The organism is Floridaenema evergladense BLCC-F167 (assembly GCF_041929205.2).
In the GTDB taxonomy this organism is placed as follows: domain Bacteria; phylum Cyanobacteriota; class Cyanobacteriia; order Cyanobacteriales; family Aerosakkonemataceae; genus Floridanema; species Floridanema evergladense.
Map to the genome: position 1 here is coordinate 6,139,715 of NZ_CM171625.1, position 16,181 is coordinate 6,155,895.

The 16,181-nt window shown below is 42.9% G+C and carries 16 protein-coding genes; 14 read left to right on the forward strand and 2 right to left on the reverse strand.

The annotated features are described in order from the left end of the window. Nucleotides 1-59: 59 nt before the first annotated feature. From ACE1CA_RS29255 to ACE1CA_RS29315, 13 genes are all read left to right on the forward strand, one after another. Entirely contained in the window at nucleotides 60-2,510 is a 2,451-nt protein-coding gene (locus tag ACE1CA_RS29255; RefSeq protein ID WP_413281715.1) for a BamA/TamA family outer membrane protein, read from the forward strand. A gap of 134 nt (nucleotides 2,511-2,644) precedes the next feature. Next, nucleotides 2,645-3,511: a UDP-3-O-acyl-N-acetylglucosamine deacetylase gene (lpxC, locus tag ACE1CA_RS29260; protein ID WP_413281457.1), complete on the forward strand. Its 867-nt coding sequence runs from the start codon at nucleotides 2,645-2,647 to the stop codon at nucleotides 3,509-3,511. A 138-nt stretch (nucleotides 3,512-3,649) separates the two neighbouring features. Continuing rightward, a complete protein-coding gene (gene fabZ / locus ACE1CA_RS29265) occupies nucleotides 3,650-4,159 on the forward strand; it encodes a 3-hydroxyacyl-ACP dehydratase FabZ (RefSeq protein ID WP_413281456.1) in 510 nt (169 codons plus the stop codon). A gap of 183 nt (nucleotides 4,160-4,342) precedes the next feature. Then, on the forward strand, nucleotides 4,343-5,161 hold the full coding sequence (gene lpxA / locus ACE1CA_RS29270) for an acyl-ACP--UDP-N-acetylglucosamine O-acyltransferase (protein WP_413281459.1): 819 nt from the start codon (nucleotides 4,343-4,345) through the stop codon (nucleotides 5,159-5,161). Nucleotides 5,162-5,262: 101 nt separating this feature from the next. Then, nucleotides 5,263-6,420 (forward strand): lipid-A-disaccharide synthase, encoded by a 1,158-nt coding sequence (gene lpxB / locus ACE1CA_RS29275; RefSeq protein WP_413281458.1) that lies wholly within the window; start codon nucleotides 5,263-5,265, stop codon nucleotides 6,418-6,420. Nucleotides 6,421-6,687: 267 nt separating this feature from the next. Next, nucleotides 6,688-7,131, forward strand: coding sequence for an ATP synthase subunit I (locus tag ACE1CA_RS29280; protein ID WP_413281455.1), 444 nt, complete (start codon nucleotides 6,688-6,690; stop codon nucleotides 7,129-7,131). Nucleotides 7,132-7,196: 65 nt separating this feature from the next. Beyond that, entirely contained in the window at nucleotides 7,197-7,955 is a 759-nt protein-coding gene (atpB, locus tag ACE1CA_RS29285) for a F0F1 ATP synthase subunit A (RefSeq protein WP_413281454.1), read from the forward strand. Between the two features lie 126 nt (nucleotides 7,956-8,081). Beyond that, the gene (atpE, locus tag ACE1CA_RS29290) at nucleotides 8,082-8,327 is read left to right on the forward strand and encodes an ATP synthase F0 subunit C (protein ID WP_413264337.1); all 246 of its coding nucleotides are present in this window, start codon (nucleotides 8,082-8,084) and stop codon (nucleotides 8,325-8,327) included. A gap of 177 nt (nucleotides 8,328-8,504) precedes the next feature. After that, nucleotides 8,505-8,939 carry a F0F1 ATP synthase subunit B' gene (locus tag ACE1CA_RS29295; RefSeq protein WP_413281453.1) on the forward strand — a complete coding sequence of 145 codons (435 nt, stop codon included), beginning with the start codon at nucleotides 8,505-8,507 and terminating at the stop codon, nucleotides 8,937-8,939. A 106-nt stretch (nucleotides 8,940-9,045) separates the two neighbouring features. Further along, nucleotides 9,046-9,600, forward strand: a complete 555-nt coding sequence (locus tag ACE1CA_RS29300; RefSeq protein ID WP_459563719.1) for a F0F1 ATP synthase subunit B — start codon at nucleotides 9,046-9,048, stop codon at nucleotides 9,598-9,600. Beyond that, a complete protein-coding gene (gene atpH / locus ACE1CA_RS29305; protein WP_413281451.1) occupies nucleotides 9,597-10,145 on the forward strand; it encodes an ATP synthase F1 subunit delta in 549 nt (182 codons plus the stop codon). The genes ACE1CA_RS29300 and atpH overlap by 4 nt, the downstream gene beginning before the upstream one ends. A gap of 148 nt (nucleotides 10,146-10,293) precedes the next feature. Next, nucleotides 10,294-11,814, forward strand: a complete 1,521-nt coding sequence (gene atpA, locus ACE1CA_RS29310; protein WP_413281450.1) for a F0F1 ATP synthase subunit alpha — start codon at nucleotides 10,294-10,296, stop codon at nucleotides 11,812-11,814. 203 nt (nucleotides 11,815-12,017) lie between these two features. Then, complete coding sequence (locus ACE1CA_RS29315) at nucleotides 12,018-12,965, forward strand: F0F1 ATP synthase subunit gamma (RefSeq protein WP_413281449.1); 948 nt, start codon at nucleotides 12,018-12,020, stop codon at nucleotides 12,963-12,965. A 366-nt stretch (nucleotides 12,966-13,331) separates the two neighbouring features. Here the strand turns inward: ACE1CA_RS29315 and ACE1CA_RS29320 are convergent, their stop codons facing one another. After that, nucleotides 13,332-13,616: a KGG domain-containing protein gene (locus tag ACE1CA_RS29320; RefSeq protein ID WP_413281448.1), complete on the reverse strand. Its 285-nt coding sequence runs from the start codon at nucleotides 13,614-13,616 to the stop codon at nucleotides 13,332-13,334. 591 nt (nucleotides 13,617-14,207) lie between these two features. Between ACE1CA_RS29320 and ACE1CA_RS29325 the strand changes: the two genes are divergently transcribed. Beyond that, nucleotides 14,208-14,843: a sugar transferase gene (locus ACE1CA_RS29325; RefSeq protein WP_459563721.1), complete on the forward strand. Its 636-nt coding sequence runs from the start codon at nucleotides 14,208-14,210 to the stop codon at nucleotides 14,841-14,843. Between the two features lie 57 nt (nucleotides 14,844-14,900). Here ACE1CA_RS29325 and ACE1CA_RS29330 read toward each other — a convergent pair whose 3' ends face one another. Then, on the reverse strand, nucleotides 14,901-15,761 hold the full coding sequence (locus ACE1CA_RS29330) for a pentapeptide repeat-containing protein (RefSeq protein ID WP_413281447.1): 861 nt from the start codon (nucleotides 15,759-15,761) through the stop codon (nucleotides 14,901-14,903). Nucleotides 15,762-16,181: the final 420 nt, after the last annotated feature.

Sequence of the window (16,181 nt, forward strand, 5' to 3'; positions counted from 1 at the left end):
GTAGACTAGAAAACTCTCCATAACTACGGTGTGTGGAAGTGGTAAATAACAAAAACAAAATGCGTTTATCTCCAGTCTTGGTAGTAGCTGTTGCTTGGGTCACACTAGGTAACTCAAATCCAGCTTCCGGGCAAACCAGCGCCGAAAGCGCCAATTTGCGATCGGAAAACAACTCCGCAACAGCAATCAAAAATCTAAATGAATTAGAAATAACTGCTCATTTGCCCAGCGCTCTTGACGGCGCTTCTCCATCAGCATTCCAGCAGGAAACACTGGGACATATTAACCACCCGGATTTCCAGATGACTAAGACCAACAGGATTAATTTACTAAATGAAAAAATTGCGCCTGCTGATGCTGTAAATCGACAAATCTCAATCAATAATGTTTTTCCGGCAACCATTCTGTCGCCTGAACCTCTTACCCATTACTTACCGAAAGATAGAGAAGGGACAATTCATCAATTGCCCGTACAGCAGAGCGCTGTTTATTCCTTAAACCATATTTCCGATTTTTCCCCTAATCTTAATCCGCTAATTGTACAAGCACCATCAGAACCGACTACACCCTCAGTCCCAGAGACAAATACCCCCCCGGCTGAAGGTCAAACGACTGAACCACAAACACCCAATCAACCATCTGCTCCTCCCTCGTTACCCACGCTCGAACAAAATGCGCCTCCTTCTGTACCAAGAGAGACTAAACCTCCAGCCGAACCTGTGCCTTCAGCAGAAGGAGAACCCCGCGTATTAGTGGCGGAAGTATTGGTTACAGGTACCCAAGGAAAACTGCTAGACATTGTTTATGATGCCATCCGCACCCGTCCGGGAAGGACGACTACTAAATCACAGTTACAAGAAGACATTAATGCAATTTTTGCTACTGGTTATTTTTCTAGAGTGAGAGCCGAACCTACTGATACCCCTTTGGGTGTGCGGGTAACATTCGTGGTGGAACCTAACCCAGTGTTGCGTTCCGTGCAGGTCGAGGATAGCCAAGTATTGCCGAAAGATATAGTAGAGCGAACTTTCCGGGAACAGTACAACGAAATTCTGAATTTCCGGGACTTGCAAGCAGGTATCAGGCAGCTCGAGCAGTGGTATCGGGATAGAGGTTACGTTTTAGCTCAGGTAGTAGATACGAGAGTTTCCCCGGAAGGTGTGGTAACGCTGGAAGTAGCGGAAGGGGTTGTGGAAAGTATAAGCGTGCAGTTCTTGAATAGAGAAGGTGAAACTACCGATCCTCAAGGTCAACCAATTAGGGGCAACACCAAGCCATATATCATTACCCGTGAATTAGCAACTAAGCCTGGTGGGGTGTTTAACCGGAATGAAATTCAACGGGATTTACAGCGAGTGTTTGGTTTGGGTTTATTTGATGATGTGAAATTATCATTGAATCCTGGTCAAGACCCGCGAAGGGTAACAGTACAGGTGAATGTTAGGGAAAGAAATAGCGGTTCTATAGCAGCTGGGGCAGGTTTCAGTTCCGCAGCGGGTTTATTTGGTACAGCAAGCTATCAACAGCAAAATTTGTTTGGTAGAAACCAAAAAGTTGGTTTGGAAGTGCAGTTAGGTCAAAGGGAATTTCTCTTTGATGTCCGCTTTACTGACCCTTGGATTGCTGGCGACCCTTACCGGACTTCTTATACTGTTAACTTGTTCCGCAGACGATCGATCTCCCTAATTTTTGACGGTGGCGATCGAGATATTGACCTACCAAACGGCGACACACCTAGAATCCTCCGACTGGGCGGCGGTGTCACCTTTACTCGTCCTTTGTCTCGTAATCCCCTAGCAGATTCAGAATGGGTAGCTTCCTTGGGATTGCAGTATCAAAATATTTCTATCCGTGACAGTGATGGCGACCTCAGTCCTAGAGATGAGCTTGGCAATAACCTCAGCTTTAGCGGGTCGGGGACAGATGATTTGGTGACAGTGCAAGTGGGGGCAGTGCGCGATCGACGCAACAACCCACTTCGTACCACCAAAGGTTCTATCTTCCGCGTCGGTCTAGAACAATCTGTGCCTATAGGTCAAGGTAGCATCCTCTTAACCAGAGTGCGCGGTAGCTACAGCTACTTCATCCCAGTCAGATTCACTAACTTTGCCCAAGGCCCACAAGCACTCGCTTTCAACATCCAAGGCGGAACTATTTTCGGAGATTTGCCTCCTTATGAAGCCTTCTCCTTGGGTGGCGTAAACTCTGTACGCGGTTACGATGAAGGCGATTTGGGTAGCGGTCGCAGTTACGTTCAAGCTACAGCAGAATATCGCTTCCCAGTATTCTCAATTGTCGGTGGCGTACTCTTCTTCGATTTTGGTACAGACCTGGGTACAGCTGGAGATGTCCCCGGAAGACCCGCCGAAATCCGTAACAAACCCGGTACTGGCTACGGTTACGGTATTGGTGTTCGCATCCAATCACCTCTAGGCCCAATTCGGATTGACTATGGTTTCAACGATGAAGGTAATAGCCGCTTTCAGTTCGGTATCGGCGAAAGGTTCTAATTTGGATGAGGAGATGAGGAGATGGGGAGGTGGGGAGGTGGGGAGGTAGGGAGGTGGGGGGAGTTTAGATCTAGATCTCTCTCTATCCCCCCATCCCCCCATCTCCCCACCTCCCCAACCCCTAACCCCTACCAATGACACAAACTCTAGCAAACAGTTTTGAACTTTCCGGCGTAGGACTCCATAGCGGGATCGCTACCAAAGTGCGGGTTTTACCAGCATTAGCTGGTGAAGGTCGCTATTTTGTTAGGGTTGATTTGCCGGAACAACCAATTATTCCCGCTAAGTTGGAAGTTGTGACTCAAACTCTGCTTTCTACTCAACTGGGGGAAAATGCCCAATCAGTTCGCACTGTGGAACACCTATTAGCGGCTTTAACGGCAATGGGCGTTCATGATGCGAGAATTGAAATTGATGGGCCAGAAGTACCGCTGTTGGATGGCTCGGCTCAAGTTTGGGTAAAAGCGATCGCAGGAACAAGATTAGGCGCAGGAGCAATTCATGAGTTGCCCCTACAAGCTCAAGACTCTCCGAGTCCCCAGTCCCTATTCCCCAGTCCCCTATCCGTTTATCACGGTGATGCTTTTGTCTGTGCCATACCTGCGCCGGAATTACGGTTTACTTATGGAATCGATTTTGCGGTTCCGGCGATCGGGAATCAATGGTACAGTTGGTGTCCAAGTCAGGAAAGTTTTACAGAAGCGATCGCACCCGCACGCACTTTTGGTTTAGCATCCCAAGTTGAAGAGTTACGGGCTAAAGGTTTAATCAAAGGTGGTTCTTTGGAAAATGCTCTAGTTTGTGACCATGACGGTTGGATTAATCCACCTTTACGATTTGCAAATGAACCAGTACGTCATAAAATTTTAGACTTAGTAGGGGATTTGAGTTTGTTGGGAAATATCCCGATCGCTCATTACATCGCCTACAAAGCCAGTCACAACCTACATATCCAACTCGCTAAGTTGTTACAAGCACAGAGAGGAGGGGAGGAATCTTGAGTTTTGAATTTTGAATTTTGAGTTTTGAATTGAATTTATAACTTAAAACTTAAAACTCAAAACTTAAAACTTAGAACTCAAAACCTAACACTTTCCCCAAGATAAATCACCAATCTAAAATCTACAATCGCTCTGCTCATGTCCGTAATCGAAGCAAGTACATCCAATTCTCAAAGTTCTGAATCAACAGATATCGAGTCTTCTACCGTCAGCAAAAAAGTTTTTACAATTGAAGAAATTCAAAATTTGCTGCCCCATCGTTATCCTTTTTTATTAGTCGATCGCATCATTGATTATGTACCCGGAGAAAAGGCTGTAGGCATTAAAAATGTCACAGTTAATGAACCGTTTTTTCAAGGGCATTTTCCCGGAAGACCTCTTATGCCGGGAGTTTTAATTGTCGAAGCAATGGCGCAAGTCGGTGGCGTAGTTCTCACTCAGTTACCTGAAATGGAACGCAGTTTATTTGTTTTTGCTGCTATTGATGGAGTGCGCTTTCGTCGTCCTGTAGTACCAGGGGATCAATTAATAATGACTGTGGAACTACTGAGCGTCAAACGTCGTCGCTTTGCGAAAATGCGCTGCATTGCCCAAGTAGATAGTCAACTCGCCTGTGAAGGTGAGTTAATGTTTTCTTTGGTGGACTAGTGCAGTGCGGCTCCTTTTTAGGGGATGGGTGGGGGAGTTTCGAGTTTTAAGTTTTGAGTTTTGAGTTTTAAGTTATAAATTCAATTCAAAACTCAAAATTCAAAACTCAAAACTCAAGATTCCTCCCCTAACCCCTAGTTACCCCAACTTGAAAAACGAAGCTAAGAACTCAAAACTTTGATGATGACTACTTTAATCCATCCCACTGCTGTCGTTCATTCTGATGCCGAACTTCATCCTACAGTTCAAATTGGAGCTTATGCTGTAATTGGGGATAAGGTTAAAGTCGGTGCAGGAACGGTTATTGGCCCTCATGTCGTGATTGAGGGGCCAACGGAAATTGGCGAACGTAATGAGATTTTTCCAGGGGCGGCGATCGGTCTCGAACCCCAAGACCTAAAATATGATGGCTCGGCTAGTTGGGTCAAAATTGGCAACGGTAACAAAATTCGCGAGTATGTCACGATTAACCGCGCCACTAACGCCGGAGAAGCTACTGAAATCGGTAATGATAACTTATTGATGGCTTACGTTCACGTAGCTCACAACTGCGTAATTGAAGACTCAGTGGTAATTGCCAATGCTGTAGCTTTAGCAGGTCATGTTCATATTGAATCAAAAGCGGTAATTGGTGGAGTTTTGGGTATCCATCAATTCGTTCATGTGGGACGTTTGGCAATGGTGGGCGGAATGAGTCGGATCGATCGCGATGTGCCACCCTTTATGCTAGTAGAAGGTAATCCTTCAAGAGTGAGAACTCTTAATTTAGTCGGGTTAAAAAGAGCAGGTTTTACTAGCAGTGATTTAGCAGATATGAAAAAAGCTTTCCGTCTGTTATATCGCTCTGGATTTACTTTAAATCAAGCTCTCGAACAGTTGGAAGGATTAAACAATAACCCGCATATCGATCATTTATACAACTTTTTGCAACTGAGCCAATTACCAAAACGTCGAGGACTAATTCCTGGCAAATCTCATGCTATAAATGATGAGGATAATTAGTCAATCATGTCATTAGTTATCGGTCATTAGTTATTGGTCAAAAGTTTAACGAATGACAAAAGGCAAGTGACAAATGACAAAGGACAAATGACCAAATGACTATGCGGATTTTTATTTCAACTGGTGAAGTTTCTGGCGACTTACAAGGGGCGTTATTAATTAATTCACTGAAGCGTCAAGCTCAAAATTTGGGACAGGCGTTAGAAATAGTTGCTTTAGGTGGTTCCCTCATGGCTCAAGCTGGTGCTAAATTGTTGGACGATACCACCAAAATTGGGTCTGTGGGTATTCTGGAATCATTACCCTACATTTTGCCAACTCTACAAATTCAAAATTGTGCTAAACAATATTTACGGCAAAATAAGCCAGATTTGGTAATTTTAATCGATTATATGGGGCCAAATCTGGCTATCGGTAGTTTTATTCGATCGCACTTGACAAATGTGCCAATCGTGTACTACATAGCACCACAAGTTTGGGTTTGGTCATTGAGCGATCGCAACACTAATCAAATTATCAAAAATTCTGACCTAATATTGGCAATTTTCCCGGAAGAAGCTCGTTTTTTCCGAGAAAAAGGCGCAAAAGTAACTTGGGTAGGTCATCCTTTACTAGATAAAATGACTAATGCTCCCACTCGTTCTGCTGCCCGTGCTAGTTTGGGAATTGCGCCCGAAGAAACAGTAATTACCTTAGTTCCAGCTTCCAGACGACAAGAACTTAAATATGTTTTACCAGTAATGTTGGCAGCTGCGAAAACCCTGCAATCCAAACTTCCTGAAGTCAAATTCTTAATACCCCTTTCCTTGGAAGCATTCCGCGAATCCATTGAAAAAGCGATTCAAAATTATAACATAAAAGCTACTTTGATAGCTGATAAAAATATCGAAGCGATCGCCGCAGCTGACTTAGCAATTACCAAATCTGGGACAGTAAATCTAGAAATAGCCCTTTTAGAAGTTCCTCAAGTTGTAATCTATCGCGTTAACCCGATTACTGCCTGGATCGCCAAAAATCTCTTAAAATTTTCCATTCCCTTCATGTCACCGCCAAACTTGGCGTTGATGAAAGCGATCGTACCCGAATTACTCCAAGAACAAGCAACAGCAGAAAATATTGTCCAAGAAGCCCTAAATTTATTAAATCCTGCCAAACGTTCCCAAGTTTTAACTGATTATCAGCAAATGCGTCAAGCTTTAGGGGAAGAGGGTAGAGTGTGCGATCGAGCAGCCCAAGAAATCTTCACCCTGTTACCATAGCGGGGGAAATGGGGAGATGGGGAGATGGGGAGATGGGGAGATGGGGAAGTTTAACTCAAAACTCTCTCACTCCCCCCATCCCCCTACCTCCCCACCCCCCCACCTCCCCACCCCCCCACCTCCCTAACCCCTAACCCCTAACCCCTAACCCCTAAAACAGAAAGATCATTTTTCTTTAAGTATTGTTACTTCCTGCATGGTATGATTGCAACTGGCTACAACAAAGCCAAAGTCAAATTATAGAACCGATTTGCGAGTTCCGATACCTTGACAGACTCATCTCATGAATCCACCACTGTAGCGATAGCTACGGATAATTCTCAACCTGATTCACAGGAACAAAGACCCAGAGAATCAATGCAGGAATACTATAACCTGCAAAAAGAACTATACGTAGTCACCCTGACGACAACAGCGATCGTTTTCGTCTCAGTTTGGATTTTCTACAACCTGAACACAGCGCTAAATTATTTGCTTGGGGCGTGCACAGGTGTGGTTTACTTGAGAATGTTGGCTAGAAATGTTGAACAACTTGGTCAGCAAAATCGCCGTCTGAGCAAGTCTCGGTTTGCCCTATTTATTGGGTTGATTATACTAGCAACTCAATTGAGTCAGCTACAGGTTCTCCCGATATTTTTGGGATTCCTGACATACAAAGTTGCACTCTTATACCAGATGGTGCGATCTCTCATGCCGTCCGATCCTAGATAAGCATAGGCAAAGCTGGGTAGAGAGTTCAAAAGCTAAATTTCGGGGAAAGTTTCCTGAAGGTAAAAATGCTCAGTGACTTCAATTACTTAACTTTTACGCACCTGGCTAGCTTAGAAGTGGGTCATCATTTCTACTGGCAAGTGGGCAACTTAAAACTACACGGGCAAGTATTTCTCACCTCTTGGTTCGTTATTGCCCTCCTATTGGTAGCCTCATTCCTAGCTACTAAGAGCATCCAGAGAATTCCCAGCGGTATGCAGAATTTTATGGAATATGTTCTGGAATTTATTCAAGGACTGGCAAAAAACCAACTTGGTGAAAAAGAATACCGCCCTTGGGTGCCCTTTATTGGCACACTGTTTTTGTTTATCTTCGTGTCTAATTGGTCAGGAGCATTAATTCCCTGGAGATTAATTAAACTTCCAGAAGGTGAATTAGCCGCACCGACTAACGACATTAACACGACTGTAGCCTTGGCATTGCTAACTTCCTTGGCATACTTTTACGCAGGATTTAGCAAACGAGGATTAGGGTACTTTAGGAAATATATCGAACCGACACCAATCCTATTACCCATTGCGATTTTAGAAGATTTCACCAAACCACTTTCCCTGAGCTTCCGTCTATTTGGAAACATTTTGGCGGATGAACTCGTAGTTGGGGTGTTGGTGCTACTGGTGCCTCTGTTTGTACCTTTGCCAATTATGGCGTTAGGTTTGTTTACCAGCGCTATCCAAGCTTTGGTATTTGCTACCCTGGCGGCGGCATATATCCATGAGGCTATGGAAGGTCATGGTGGAGAAGAACATGAGGAGCATGGTTAAGTCCTCATTTAATGGTAGGTTGAGTAGGAAGAGAGAATCAGGCATCAAGGAAGTAAATTTCTGATCCTAGCTCAAAAGTCCAAAATCCGATTTGTTTGTTGTGTAGATAAGGTAAGTAAAAACATCATGGATCCATTGGTTTCTGCTGCTTCTGTATTGGCTGCTGCTTTAGCTGTTGGTTTAGCTGCGATCGGCCCTGGTATCGGTCAAGGTAACGCTTCTGGACAAGCTGTAGAAGGTATTGCTCGTCAGCCAGAGGCTGAAGGCAAGATTCGCGGTACTTTGCTGTTAACTCTCGCGTTCATGGAATCTCTGACCATTTACGGTCTAGTTATTTCTTTGGTGTTATTGTTTGCTAACCCATTCGCTTAAGCAAAGTAACGCCGAACAGAGAGGGGTAATGGAGAATGCAAATTTCAGATGTAGGATGGACAAAGTATAATTATATTTGCCATCTGCCAGCTAGAATTTGAAATTCCTCCATACCCAAAGTTAGCGATTTTGTCCAGAATTTATTTTGCTTCCAATTAGTTTTTGAAACTGTAAAAAATGTTTGATTTCGACGCTACTTTGCCTTTAATGGCAGTGCAGTTTTTGCTGCTGGCGGCGGTGTTGAATGCGGTTTTCTATAAGCCTTTGTCTAGGGCAATAGACGATCGCTCTGAATATATCCGCACCAATGAGGCTGAAGCACGCGAACGTTTGGCTAAGGCAGAAGCACTAGCAAAGCAGTATGAGGAACAGTTAGCTGTAGCCCGTCGGGAAGCTCAAAGTGTAATTGCCGCTGCTCAAGAAGATGCCAAGAAAATCGCTGCTCAGAAAAATGCTGAGGCTGTTGCAGAAGTACAAGCTCGATTAGAGCAAACTCGGAAAGAAATAGACGAGCAAAAACAAGCTGCAATGAGTTCTTTGGAACAGGAAGTAGATGCTCTCTCGCGCCAAATTCTAGAAAAGCTTTTGGGGCCAAGTCTGGTAAATAGATAGAGCAATTACTTTTTGGTTTTGCTGAAATGAAGCTTTACTTAGTGTCAGAAATGGGCTGCTAAGTAGAAAGTGAATGTATGGGAAACTGAGCCGCTATCAATAGTCAATGGGTATCATGGAGACTTTCTTATTACTGGCTACAGGAGCTTCATCGGAAGCAGCGGAATCGGGGGGTTTTGGGCTGAATTTGAATTTATTAGAAACCAACCTGATTAACCTAGCTATTCTGATTGGAGTTTTATTTTATTTAGGGCGGAACATCGTTACTAATATCCTGACGGAAAGAAAGAAAGGAATTTTAGAAACGATCGCCGAAGCGGAAACTCGCCAACGCCAAGCAGCTGAAGCATTAGCAGATCAACAGCAAAAGTTGGCTCAGGCGCAAGCGGAAGCAGAACGAATTAGAAAAGAAGCTGAAGCAACGGCTCAAGCAGCGAAAGAATCTATCCTCGCTCAAGCTGCTAAGGAAGAAGAAAATTTGCGGAAAAAAGCTAACGAAGATTTGAACACCGAAACAGAAAGAGTGTTAGCAGAATTACGGCAAAGAGTATCGGCGTTAGCAATTCAAAGGGTAGAATCTCAGCTAAATTCTGTTTTGGATGAATCCGCTCAACAACAATTAGTTAATAACAGCATTGCTCTGCTAGGAGGCAACCAATGAAAGGAAACTTTGGTGAAGTAATAGCAGAACCTTATGCAGAAGCAATGATGTCGGTGGCGCAAAGTCAGAACTTGACAGAAAAGTTTGGTGAAGATGCGCGAGGTTTAATTGAACTGGTAAAAAGTTCGCCGGAATTGCAAAAATTCTTTAGCGATCCTTTAGTTCCAGTTGCGAAAAGAAAGGAAGTAATCCGCCAAATTATCCGCGATCAAGTTCATCCTTTGATGATGAATTTTTTGATGCTTTTGATAGATAAAAAACGGATTCTGTTTTTAGAAGCAATCGCAAACGAGTATTTAAGTCGGTTGAGAGAACTCAATCAAACTGTTTTGGCTGAGGTTACTTCAGCGGTGGAATTGAACGAAGACCAAAAACACTCGGTTCGGGAAAAGGTAAAATCCTTAACAGGTAAACAAGAGGTGGAACTGGCAACGAAAGTCGATCGCGACCTCATCGGTGGAGTAATCATCAAAGTTGGTTCTCAGGTGTTTGATGCGAGTTTGCGCGGTCAACTACGTCGCATTTCTCTGCGCCTGAGTAGCTAATTAGTGGTTAGTGAAAAGTGAAAAACTATCCACTAATTAGTGAAAAGTGAAAAACTATCCACTAATTAGTGAAAAGTGAAAAACTATCCACTAAAAACTATCCACTCGTTTTTAACTGACAAAGTAACAACTAACAAATAAAACTTCCATGATCAGCATCAGACCAGACGAAATTAGCAGCATTATTCGGCAGCAAATTGAGCAATACGACCAAACAGTTGATGTTACTAACGTTGGGACAGTATTGCAAGTAGGAGACGGGATCGCTCGGATCTATGGCTTGGATAAGGTCATGGCTGGCGAACTGTTAGAGTTTGAAGATGGCACGATTGGGATCGCGTTGAACTTGGAACAGGACAACGTGGGTGCGGTATTGATGGGCGAAGGTTTAGAAATCCAAGAAGGTAGTACGGTTAAAGCTACAGGTAAAATTGCTCAGGTGCCTGTAGGTGAGTCTCTGATTGGTAGAGTTGTAGATGCGCTGGGTCGTCCGATCGATGGTAAGGGAGATTTGGGAAATACTGAATTCCGTTTGATTGAATCTCCAGCACCCGGTATTGTAGCCCGGAAATCGGTTTGCGAACCGCTGCAAACTGGGATTACGGCGATCGATGCGATGATTCCTGTAGGTCGGGGACAACGGGAGTTAATTATTGGCGACCGTCAAACTGGAAAAACTGCGATCGCCATCGATACCATCCTCAACCAAAAAGAAGAGAATGTGGTTTGCGTTTATGTAGCGATCGGACAAAAAGCTTCCACCGTTGCTAACGTAGTGCAAAAACTACAAGATGGCGGCGCAATGAATTACACCATTGTCGTTGCAGCTAACGCTAGTGACCCCGCTACCTTACAATACTTGGCTCCTTATGCGGGTGCAAGTATGGCTGAGTACTTCATGTACAAAAACAGACACACCCTGGTAATTTATGATGACCTCTCCAAGCAAGCGGCAGCTTATCGCCAAATGTCCTTGCTGCTGCGTCGTCCACCAGGACGGGAAGCTTATCCCGGAGATGTATTCTACCTCCACTCTCGGTTGTTGGAACGCGCCGCTAAATTGAACGATGAATTGGGTGGCGGTAGCATGACAGCTTTACCAATCATCGAAACTCAAGCGGGTGACGTATCTGCTTACATTCCGACTAACGTAATTTCGATTACCGACGGTCAGATCTTCTTGACCACTAACTTGTTTAACTCTGGTATTCGTCCAGCGATTAACCCTGGGATCTCCGTATCTCGCGTAGGTTCGGCAGCACAAACCAAGGCAATGAAACAAGTTGCAGGTAAACTGAAGCTGGAACTGGCTCAGTTTGATGATTTGGCAGCTTTCGCTCAGTTCGCTTCTGATTTGGATAAAGCGACTCAAGACCAGTTAGCCAGAGGTCAACGCTTGCGGGAATTACTGAAGCAACCTCAATATTCGCCGCTCTCTGTTGCAGAACAGGTGGCTATAGTGTACTCAGGTTTGAATGGGTACTTAGATGATGTCCCAGTAGAAAAGGTGACTGCTTTCACTGCGGGACTGCGGGAATACTTAAAAACCAGCAAGCCGAAGTATATCGAATTGATCCGCAGTGAGAAGAAGTTGGGTGAGGAAGCAGAAGGTTTGCTTAAGGAAGCGATCGTAGACTTCAAAAAGAACTTCTTCGCAATGGCTAAGTAATTTGTCAAGAATTAGGGGTTAGGGGTTAGGGGTCAGGTGATAGGGGATAGGGAGAAAGACAATTCCCCTTCGGGAGTTATGAGTTGTGAGTTTTAAGTTTTAAGTTATTGATTCAAAACTCATAACTTAAAACTATTCCCCTAACACCCAATTATTTCCCTAACCCCTAACCCCTAACCCCTAACCCCTTCTTTGGAAAAATTATGGCTAATTTAAAAGCAATTCGCGATCGGATTAAGTCGGTTAAAAACACCAAAAAAATCACCGAAGCGATGCGCCTAGTAGCAGCAGCTAAGGTGCGTCGTGCCCAAGAACAAGTTATCGCCACCCGTCCCTTTGCTGATGCTTTAGCTCAGGTTCTCTACGGTTTGCAGTCCCGGTTACGTTTTGAAGAAGCTAATTTACCCCTACTCAAACAACGCCAAGTTCGTTCTGTCGGGTTGTTAGTGGTGACAGGCGATCGTGGTCTGTGTGGTGGTTATAACAATAACGTAATTAAGCGGGCAGAAACTCGTGCTAAGGAACTGAAAGCAGAAGGATTGGATTATAAATTTGTTCTGGTGGGACGGAAAGCGATTCAGTATTTCCAACGCCGCGAACAACCAATTGATGCTACCTTCTCAGGTTTAGAACAAGTTCCCACAGCAGCAGAAGCATCAGCGATCGCAGACGAACTCCTGTCTCTATTTTTGTCGGAAAGTGTCGATCGAGTAGAACTGGTTTACACCAAGTTTGTCTCGCTAATTAGTTCCCGTCCTGTAATTCAAACTTTGTTACCCCTCGATCCTCAAGGTTTGGAACCCTCAGATGATGAAGTTTTCCGTCTCACTACTAGAGGTGGTCAACTTCTGGTGGAGCGCAACAAGGTAACAACCGAAGTTCGCTCCTTTCCCAGAGATATGATCTTCGAGCAAGATCCAGTACAAATTCTTGATGCTTTGTTACCGTTGTATTTAAATAACCAATTGTTGCGAGCATTACAAGAATCAGCTGCAAGCGAACTGGCTGCTAGAATGACAGCAATGAACAATGCCAGCGATAATGCTAGTGAGTTGATTGGGACTTTAACTCTGTCATACAATAAGGCACGACAAGCAGCTATTACCCAAGAACTCTTAGAAGTTGTGGCTGGTGCTGACGCTTTGGGTTAGGCAAGTAAATTATTTAATATTTCAGTTTTCCACCCCCTGGTTGAAAGCGCCTGTATCTTCAGGCGCTTTTTTTTGGGGTTGAGCGATCGATTCTGGTAGGCGATCGGAATCAAGTTGCTAGTTATAAGATTAAAGTAGATAGTAGGTAGTAGGTAATGGATAGTAGGAATTATACTAACTATATCTACTACCAATTTCAAACCACCACCATACTGATAACTAGCAACTTAAGATTACATAAATTTTGCTACATACTAATCTGGAGCCTTTGCAGTACTTCCTTCTTAGCTATCTATAGCAAAATCCACCACGAAAACCGATATGGGCGCACCCGTTTTGCCGGGTTAGATGTCAAGGGCGATCGAACTACTTATTATTTTTATGGCTATTTTTACCACCCTTGCTTCCAATCTCAGACATATGTTCCCGGTCTTCACTCACAGCTTCACCGCCCTTACGACCAATTTCAGCCATGTGTTGGCGGTCTTTGCTGACGGTTTCGCCGCCCTTACGTCCAGCTTCTCTAGCCTCTTCTGGGGTAAATTCGTGGGCAGTACCCTTTTCATGGGCAGCTTTCCCACCTTTGCTAGCAATTTCTCTTTGCTTCTCTTTATCCATTGAGGCAAATCCGCGCTTACTTTTCTCTGCCATGACTAGACTCCACTTTATTTCAAACCTGGCAATTTGATTATGCAGCTAATTACATCCTAGAAAGGTTCTATGGACGATCTCTTCTTACTACAGGATTATCTATTGTAGTAATTTTAGTAGCCTACTCTACCAAATTGAATATTAATTTATAGAGGAGTCTACTTGTTTGTGATTAAAGAATAGAAACCGATCGCACTTCTCGAAAAAATAGTTGAGTTCCCTTAAGTAAGGTAACAAATTTTTACCACTACTTAACCTTACCTCCAGTCCCCATTGACTAACTCACTGTAAAAGTAAAATAAAACTGTTTGTATATGAAGATACTTTTACCCCTATCTTTAAAGGTTGCAAGCCTAATTTTTATGTAAGTAAGAACATATTTTTACTACAAGCTTCATACAAGCTTCATATAACTTGGTATGAGTCAGAAGGTCAATGAAGATTTGAATAAGAAAAACCCGTAATACTACCTCATCAGGAATTATGCCTTTATTATTTGAAGCTGTTACCTAAGTAGTTTTACGGTAATTAAGTCAAAAAGACTCTATGATGAGACCACCAGGACTGTGTTCAACACTTGTCCATTCAGAAATGCTTAAATCTAGAAATTATTCAGTAGCTCACCCTTCAACTCGTTCTGCGATCAAACGACTCATAGATATAGTTGGCAGCATCGTAGGGTTGTTGATTCTATCTATCGTATTTTTACCGATCGCGATCGCCATTAAACTAGATAGTCCAGGCCCGATATTCTACACGCAAATACGCTGTGGATTCCAAGGCAAACCTTTTAGATTGCGTAAGTTTCGATCGATGGTAGCTAATGCAGAAGTTCTGAAATCACAAGTAAAGAACGAAGCAAAAGGATTGATATTTAAAAACGAAAACGATCCTCGCGTGACTCGCGTCGGCAGTTTCTTGAGAAAAACTAGTTTGGATGAATTGCCACAATTTTGGAACGTTTTAACCGGAGAAATGAGTTTAGTCGGTACTCGTCCACCAACCTTGGATGAAGTTGCTCAATACAAGGAACATCACTGGCGCAGACTAGACGTTAAACCTGGTATTACTGGGTTATGGCAAGTTAGCGGTCGTTCTTCTGTCAAAGATTTTGAAGAAATCGTCAATTTGGACTTAAAATATCAAAAAAATTGGCATCCTCTTTACGACCTTTACTTAATTTTGAAAACTATAGAAGTAGTATTGATGAGAAAAGGTGCTTACTAAAAATTCACACCAAAGAAGGGTCATTCCCCCTTTCTTTGGCTCTTTTTCAGTTCTAACTTAGCAAATGTGACAATTATATTGCTCAAGAGAGTTGTTTGATAATTGTATAAAATAATTAAACTCGCAGTTATCTAATTTTGCTCCTGAAAAGCTAACATCGTTGAGTTTAGCTTCAGTTAAATTAGCTCGGCTCAAGTTTGTCCAATTTAATTCAGAATTATGTAAAGAAGCTTGAGTAAAATTGGCGTTAGTTAGGTCTGCACCTGTAAAATTTACTCCTTGGATCTCTGCTTGGGTAAAATTAGTGCCTATTAAATTTGCTCCTTGAAAGTTAGCCCCACTCAACTTTGCTTCACTTAAATTTACTCCACTTAGGTCAACTCCAGTTAAATCAACTCCATTCAGAAAAGCTCCAGCAAGATTAACATTTTGTAGAAGTGCGCCTTCTAAAGAAGCTCCACTTAACCTCGCAGAACTTAAATTTGCCCAGTTGAGAATTGCATCGTTAAGATTAGCTCCTCTAAGGTTAATTCCGGTTAAATTAGCTCCACAAAGATTAGCTTTTGTTAGGTTAGCATTTCGCAAATTGGCAGCATTAAGATTTGCACCGCTGAGTCGAGATTTGCTTAATTTTGATTTAACTAAAAAAGCGCCTTTTAAGTTAGCTTTAGTTAAATCGGCATTTTCCAAACTACCTTCACTCAATTTAACATAACTCAAATTTGCCCAATGTAATAATGCACCATTCAGATTGGATTTAGTCAGAAAAGCTTTACTAAAATCTGCTCCTGTGAGGTTTGCTTCTGCTAAATTTACTCCAATTAAAGTGACTCCGCTTAAGTTTACTCCTCGCAGGTCATATCCAGAGAAGTCTCTGTGTCCCATATCATAAAGCCTGAGCATAATGTGACGAGCCATGTTCTGCGAATTCCTATTGCTAAGTTTTTCCTCTGAGAAGTTAAGGGGACTGGGGATTGTTATGTATTAATAATCTGGTTTACTTATCGCCATAAGCACTAGAGAGCTAATTTATTTTTACCTGCTGAATTTCTAAATTAAACAGTCTATTAAAAATATTACTTTGGTTAGCTTGAGGAAAGATTTAAGAAAAAAGATGTTTTGTCAAGCAAATTTAACAATTTATTTATATTTACTACTGATTTTACAAAAATTACCAGTCAAAGGGAAGATCGAAATGATCAGAGAGAGTAAAGAATTGTTGCTTTTAGGGACTGGGGGGTAGGAGAGTTTTAAGTTAATGAGTTTTCCTGATCCGAGAGACCCCTGTTCCATAAGAGGTACTTTTGGTCACTTTTGTTAAGTTGGGTAAGGGATATT

Excerpts from the sequence above, each read along its gene's own strand:
- ACE1CA_RS29255 (WP_413281715.1), top strand. The coding sequence starts at position 60 with ATGCGTTTATCTCCAGTCTTGGTAGTAGCTGTTGCTTGGGTCACACTA.
- lpxC (WP_413281457.1), top strand. The coding sequence starts at position 2,645 with ATGACACAAACTCTAGCAAACAGTTTTGAACTTTCCGGCGTAGGACTC.
- fabZ (WP_413281456.1), top strand. The coding sequence starts at position 3,650 with ATGTCCGTAATCGAAGCAAGTACATCCAATTCTCAAAGTTCTGAATCA.
- lpxA (WP_413281459.1), top strand. The coding sequence starts at position 4,343 with ATGACTACTTTAATCCATCCCACTGCTGTCGTTCATTCTGATGCCGAA.
- lpxB (WP_413281458.1), top strand. The coding sequence starts at position 5,263 with ATGCGGATTTTTATTTCAACTGGTGAAGTTTCTGGCGACTTACAAGGG.
- atpB (WP_413281454.1), top strand. The coding sequence starts at position 7,197 with ATGCTCAGTGACTTCAATTACTTAACTTTTACGCACCTGGCTAGCTTA.
- atpE (WP_413264337.1), top strand. The coding sequence starts at position 8,082 with ATGGATCCATTGGTTTCTGCTGCTTCTGTATTGGCTGCTGCTTTAGCT.
- ACE1CA_RS29295 (WP_413281453.1), top strand. The coding sequence starts at position 8,505 with ATGTTTGATTTCGACGCTACTTTGCCTTTAATGGCAGTGCAGTTTTTG.
- ACE1CA_RS29300 (WP_459563719.1), top strand. The coding sequence starts at position 9,046 with ATGGGTATCATGGAGACTTTCTTATTACTGGCTACAGGAGCTTCATCG.
- atpH (WP_413281451.1), top strand. The coding sequence starts at position 9,597 with ATGAAAGGAAACTTTGGTGAAGTAATAGCAGAACCTTATGCAGAAGCA.
- atpA (WP_413281450.1), top strand. The coding sequence starts at position 10,294 with ATGATCAGCATCAGACCAGACGAAATTAGCAGCATTATTCGGCAGCAA.
- ACE1CA_RS29315 (WP_413281449.1), top strand. The coding sequence starts at position 12,018 with ATGGCTAATTTAAAAGCAATTCGCGATCGGATTAAGTCGGTTAAAAAC.
- ACE1CA_RS29320 (WP_413281448.1), bottom strand. The coding sequence starts at position 13,616 with ATGGCAGAGAAAAGTAAGCGCGGATTTGCCTCAATGGATAAAGAGAAG.
- ACE1CA_RS29325 (WP_459563721.1), top strand. The coding sequence starts at position 14,208 with ATGCTTAAATCTAGAAATTATTCAGTAGCTCACCCTTCAACTCGTTCT.
- ACE1CA_RS29330 (WP_413281447.1), bottom strand. The coding sequence starts at position 15,761 with ATGGCTCGTCACATTATGCTCAGGCTTTATGATATGGGACACAGAGAC.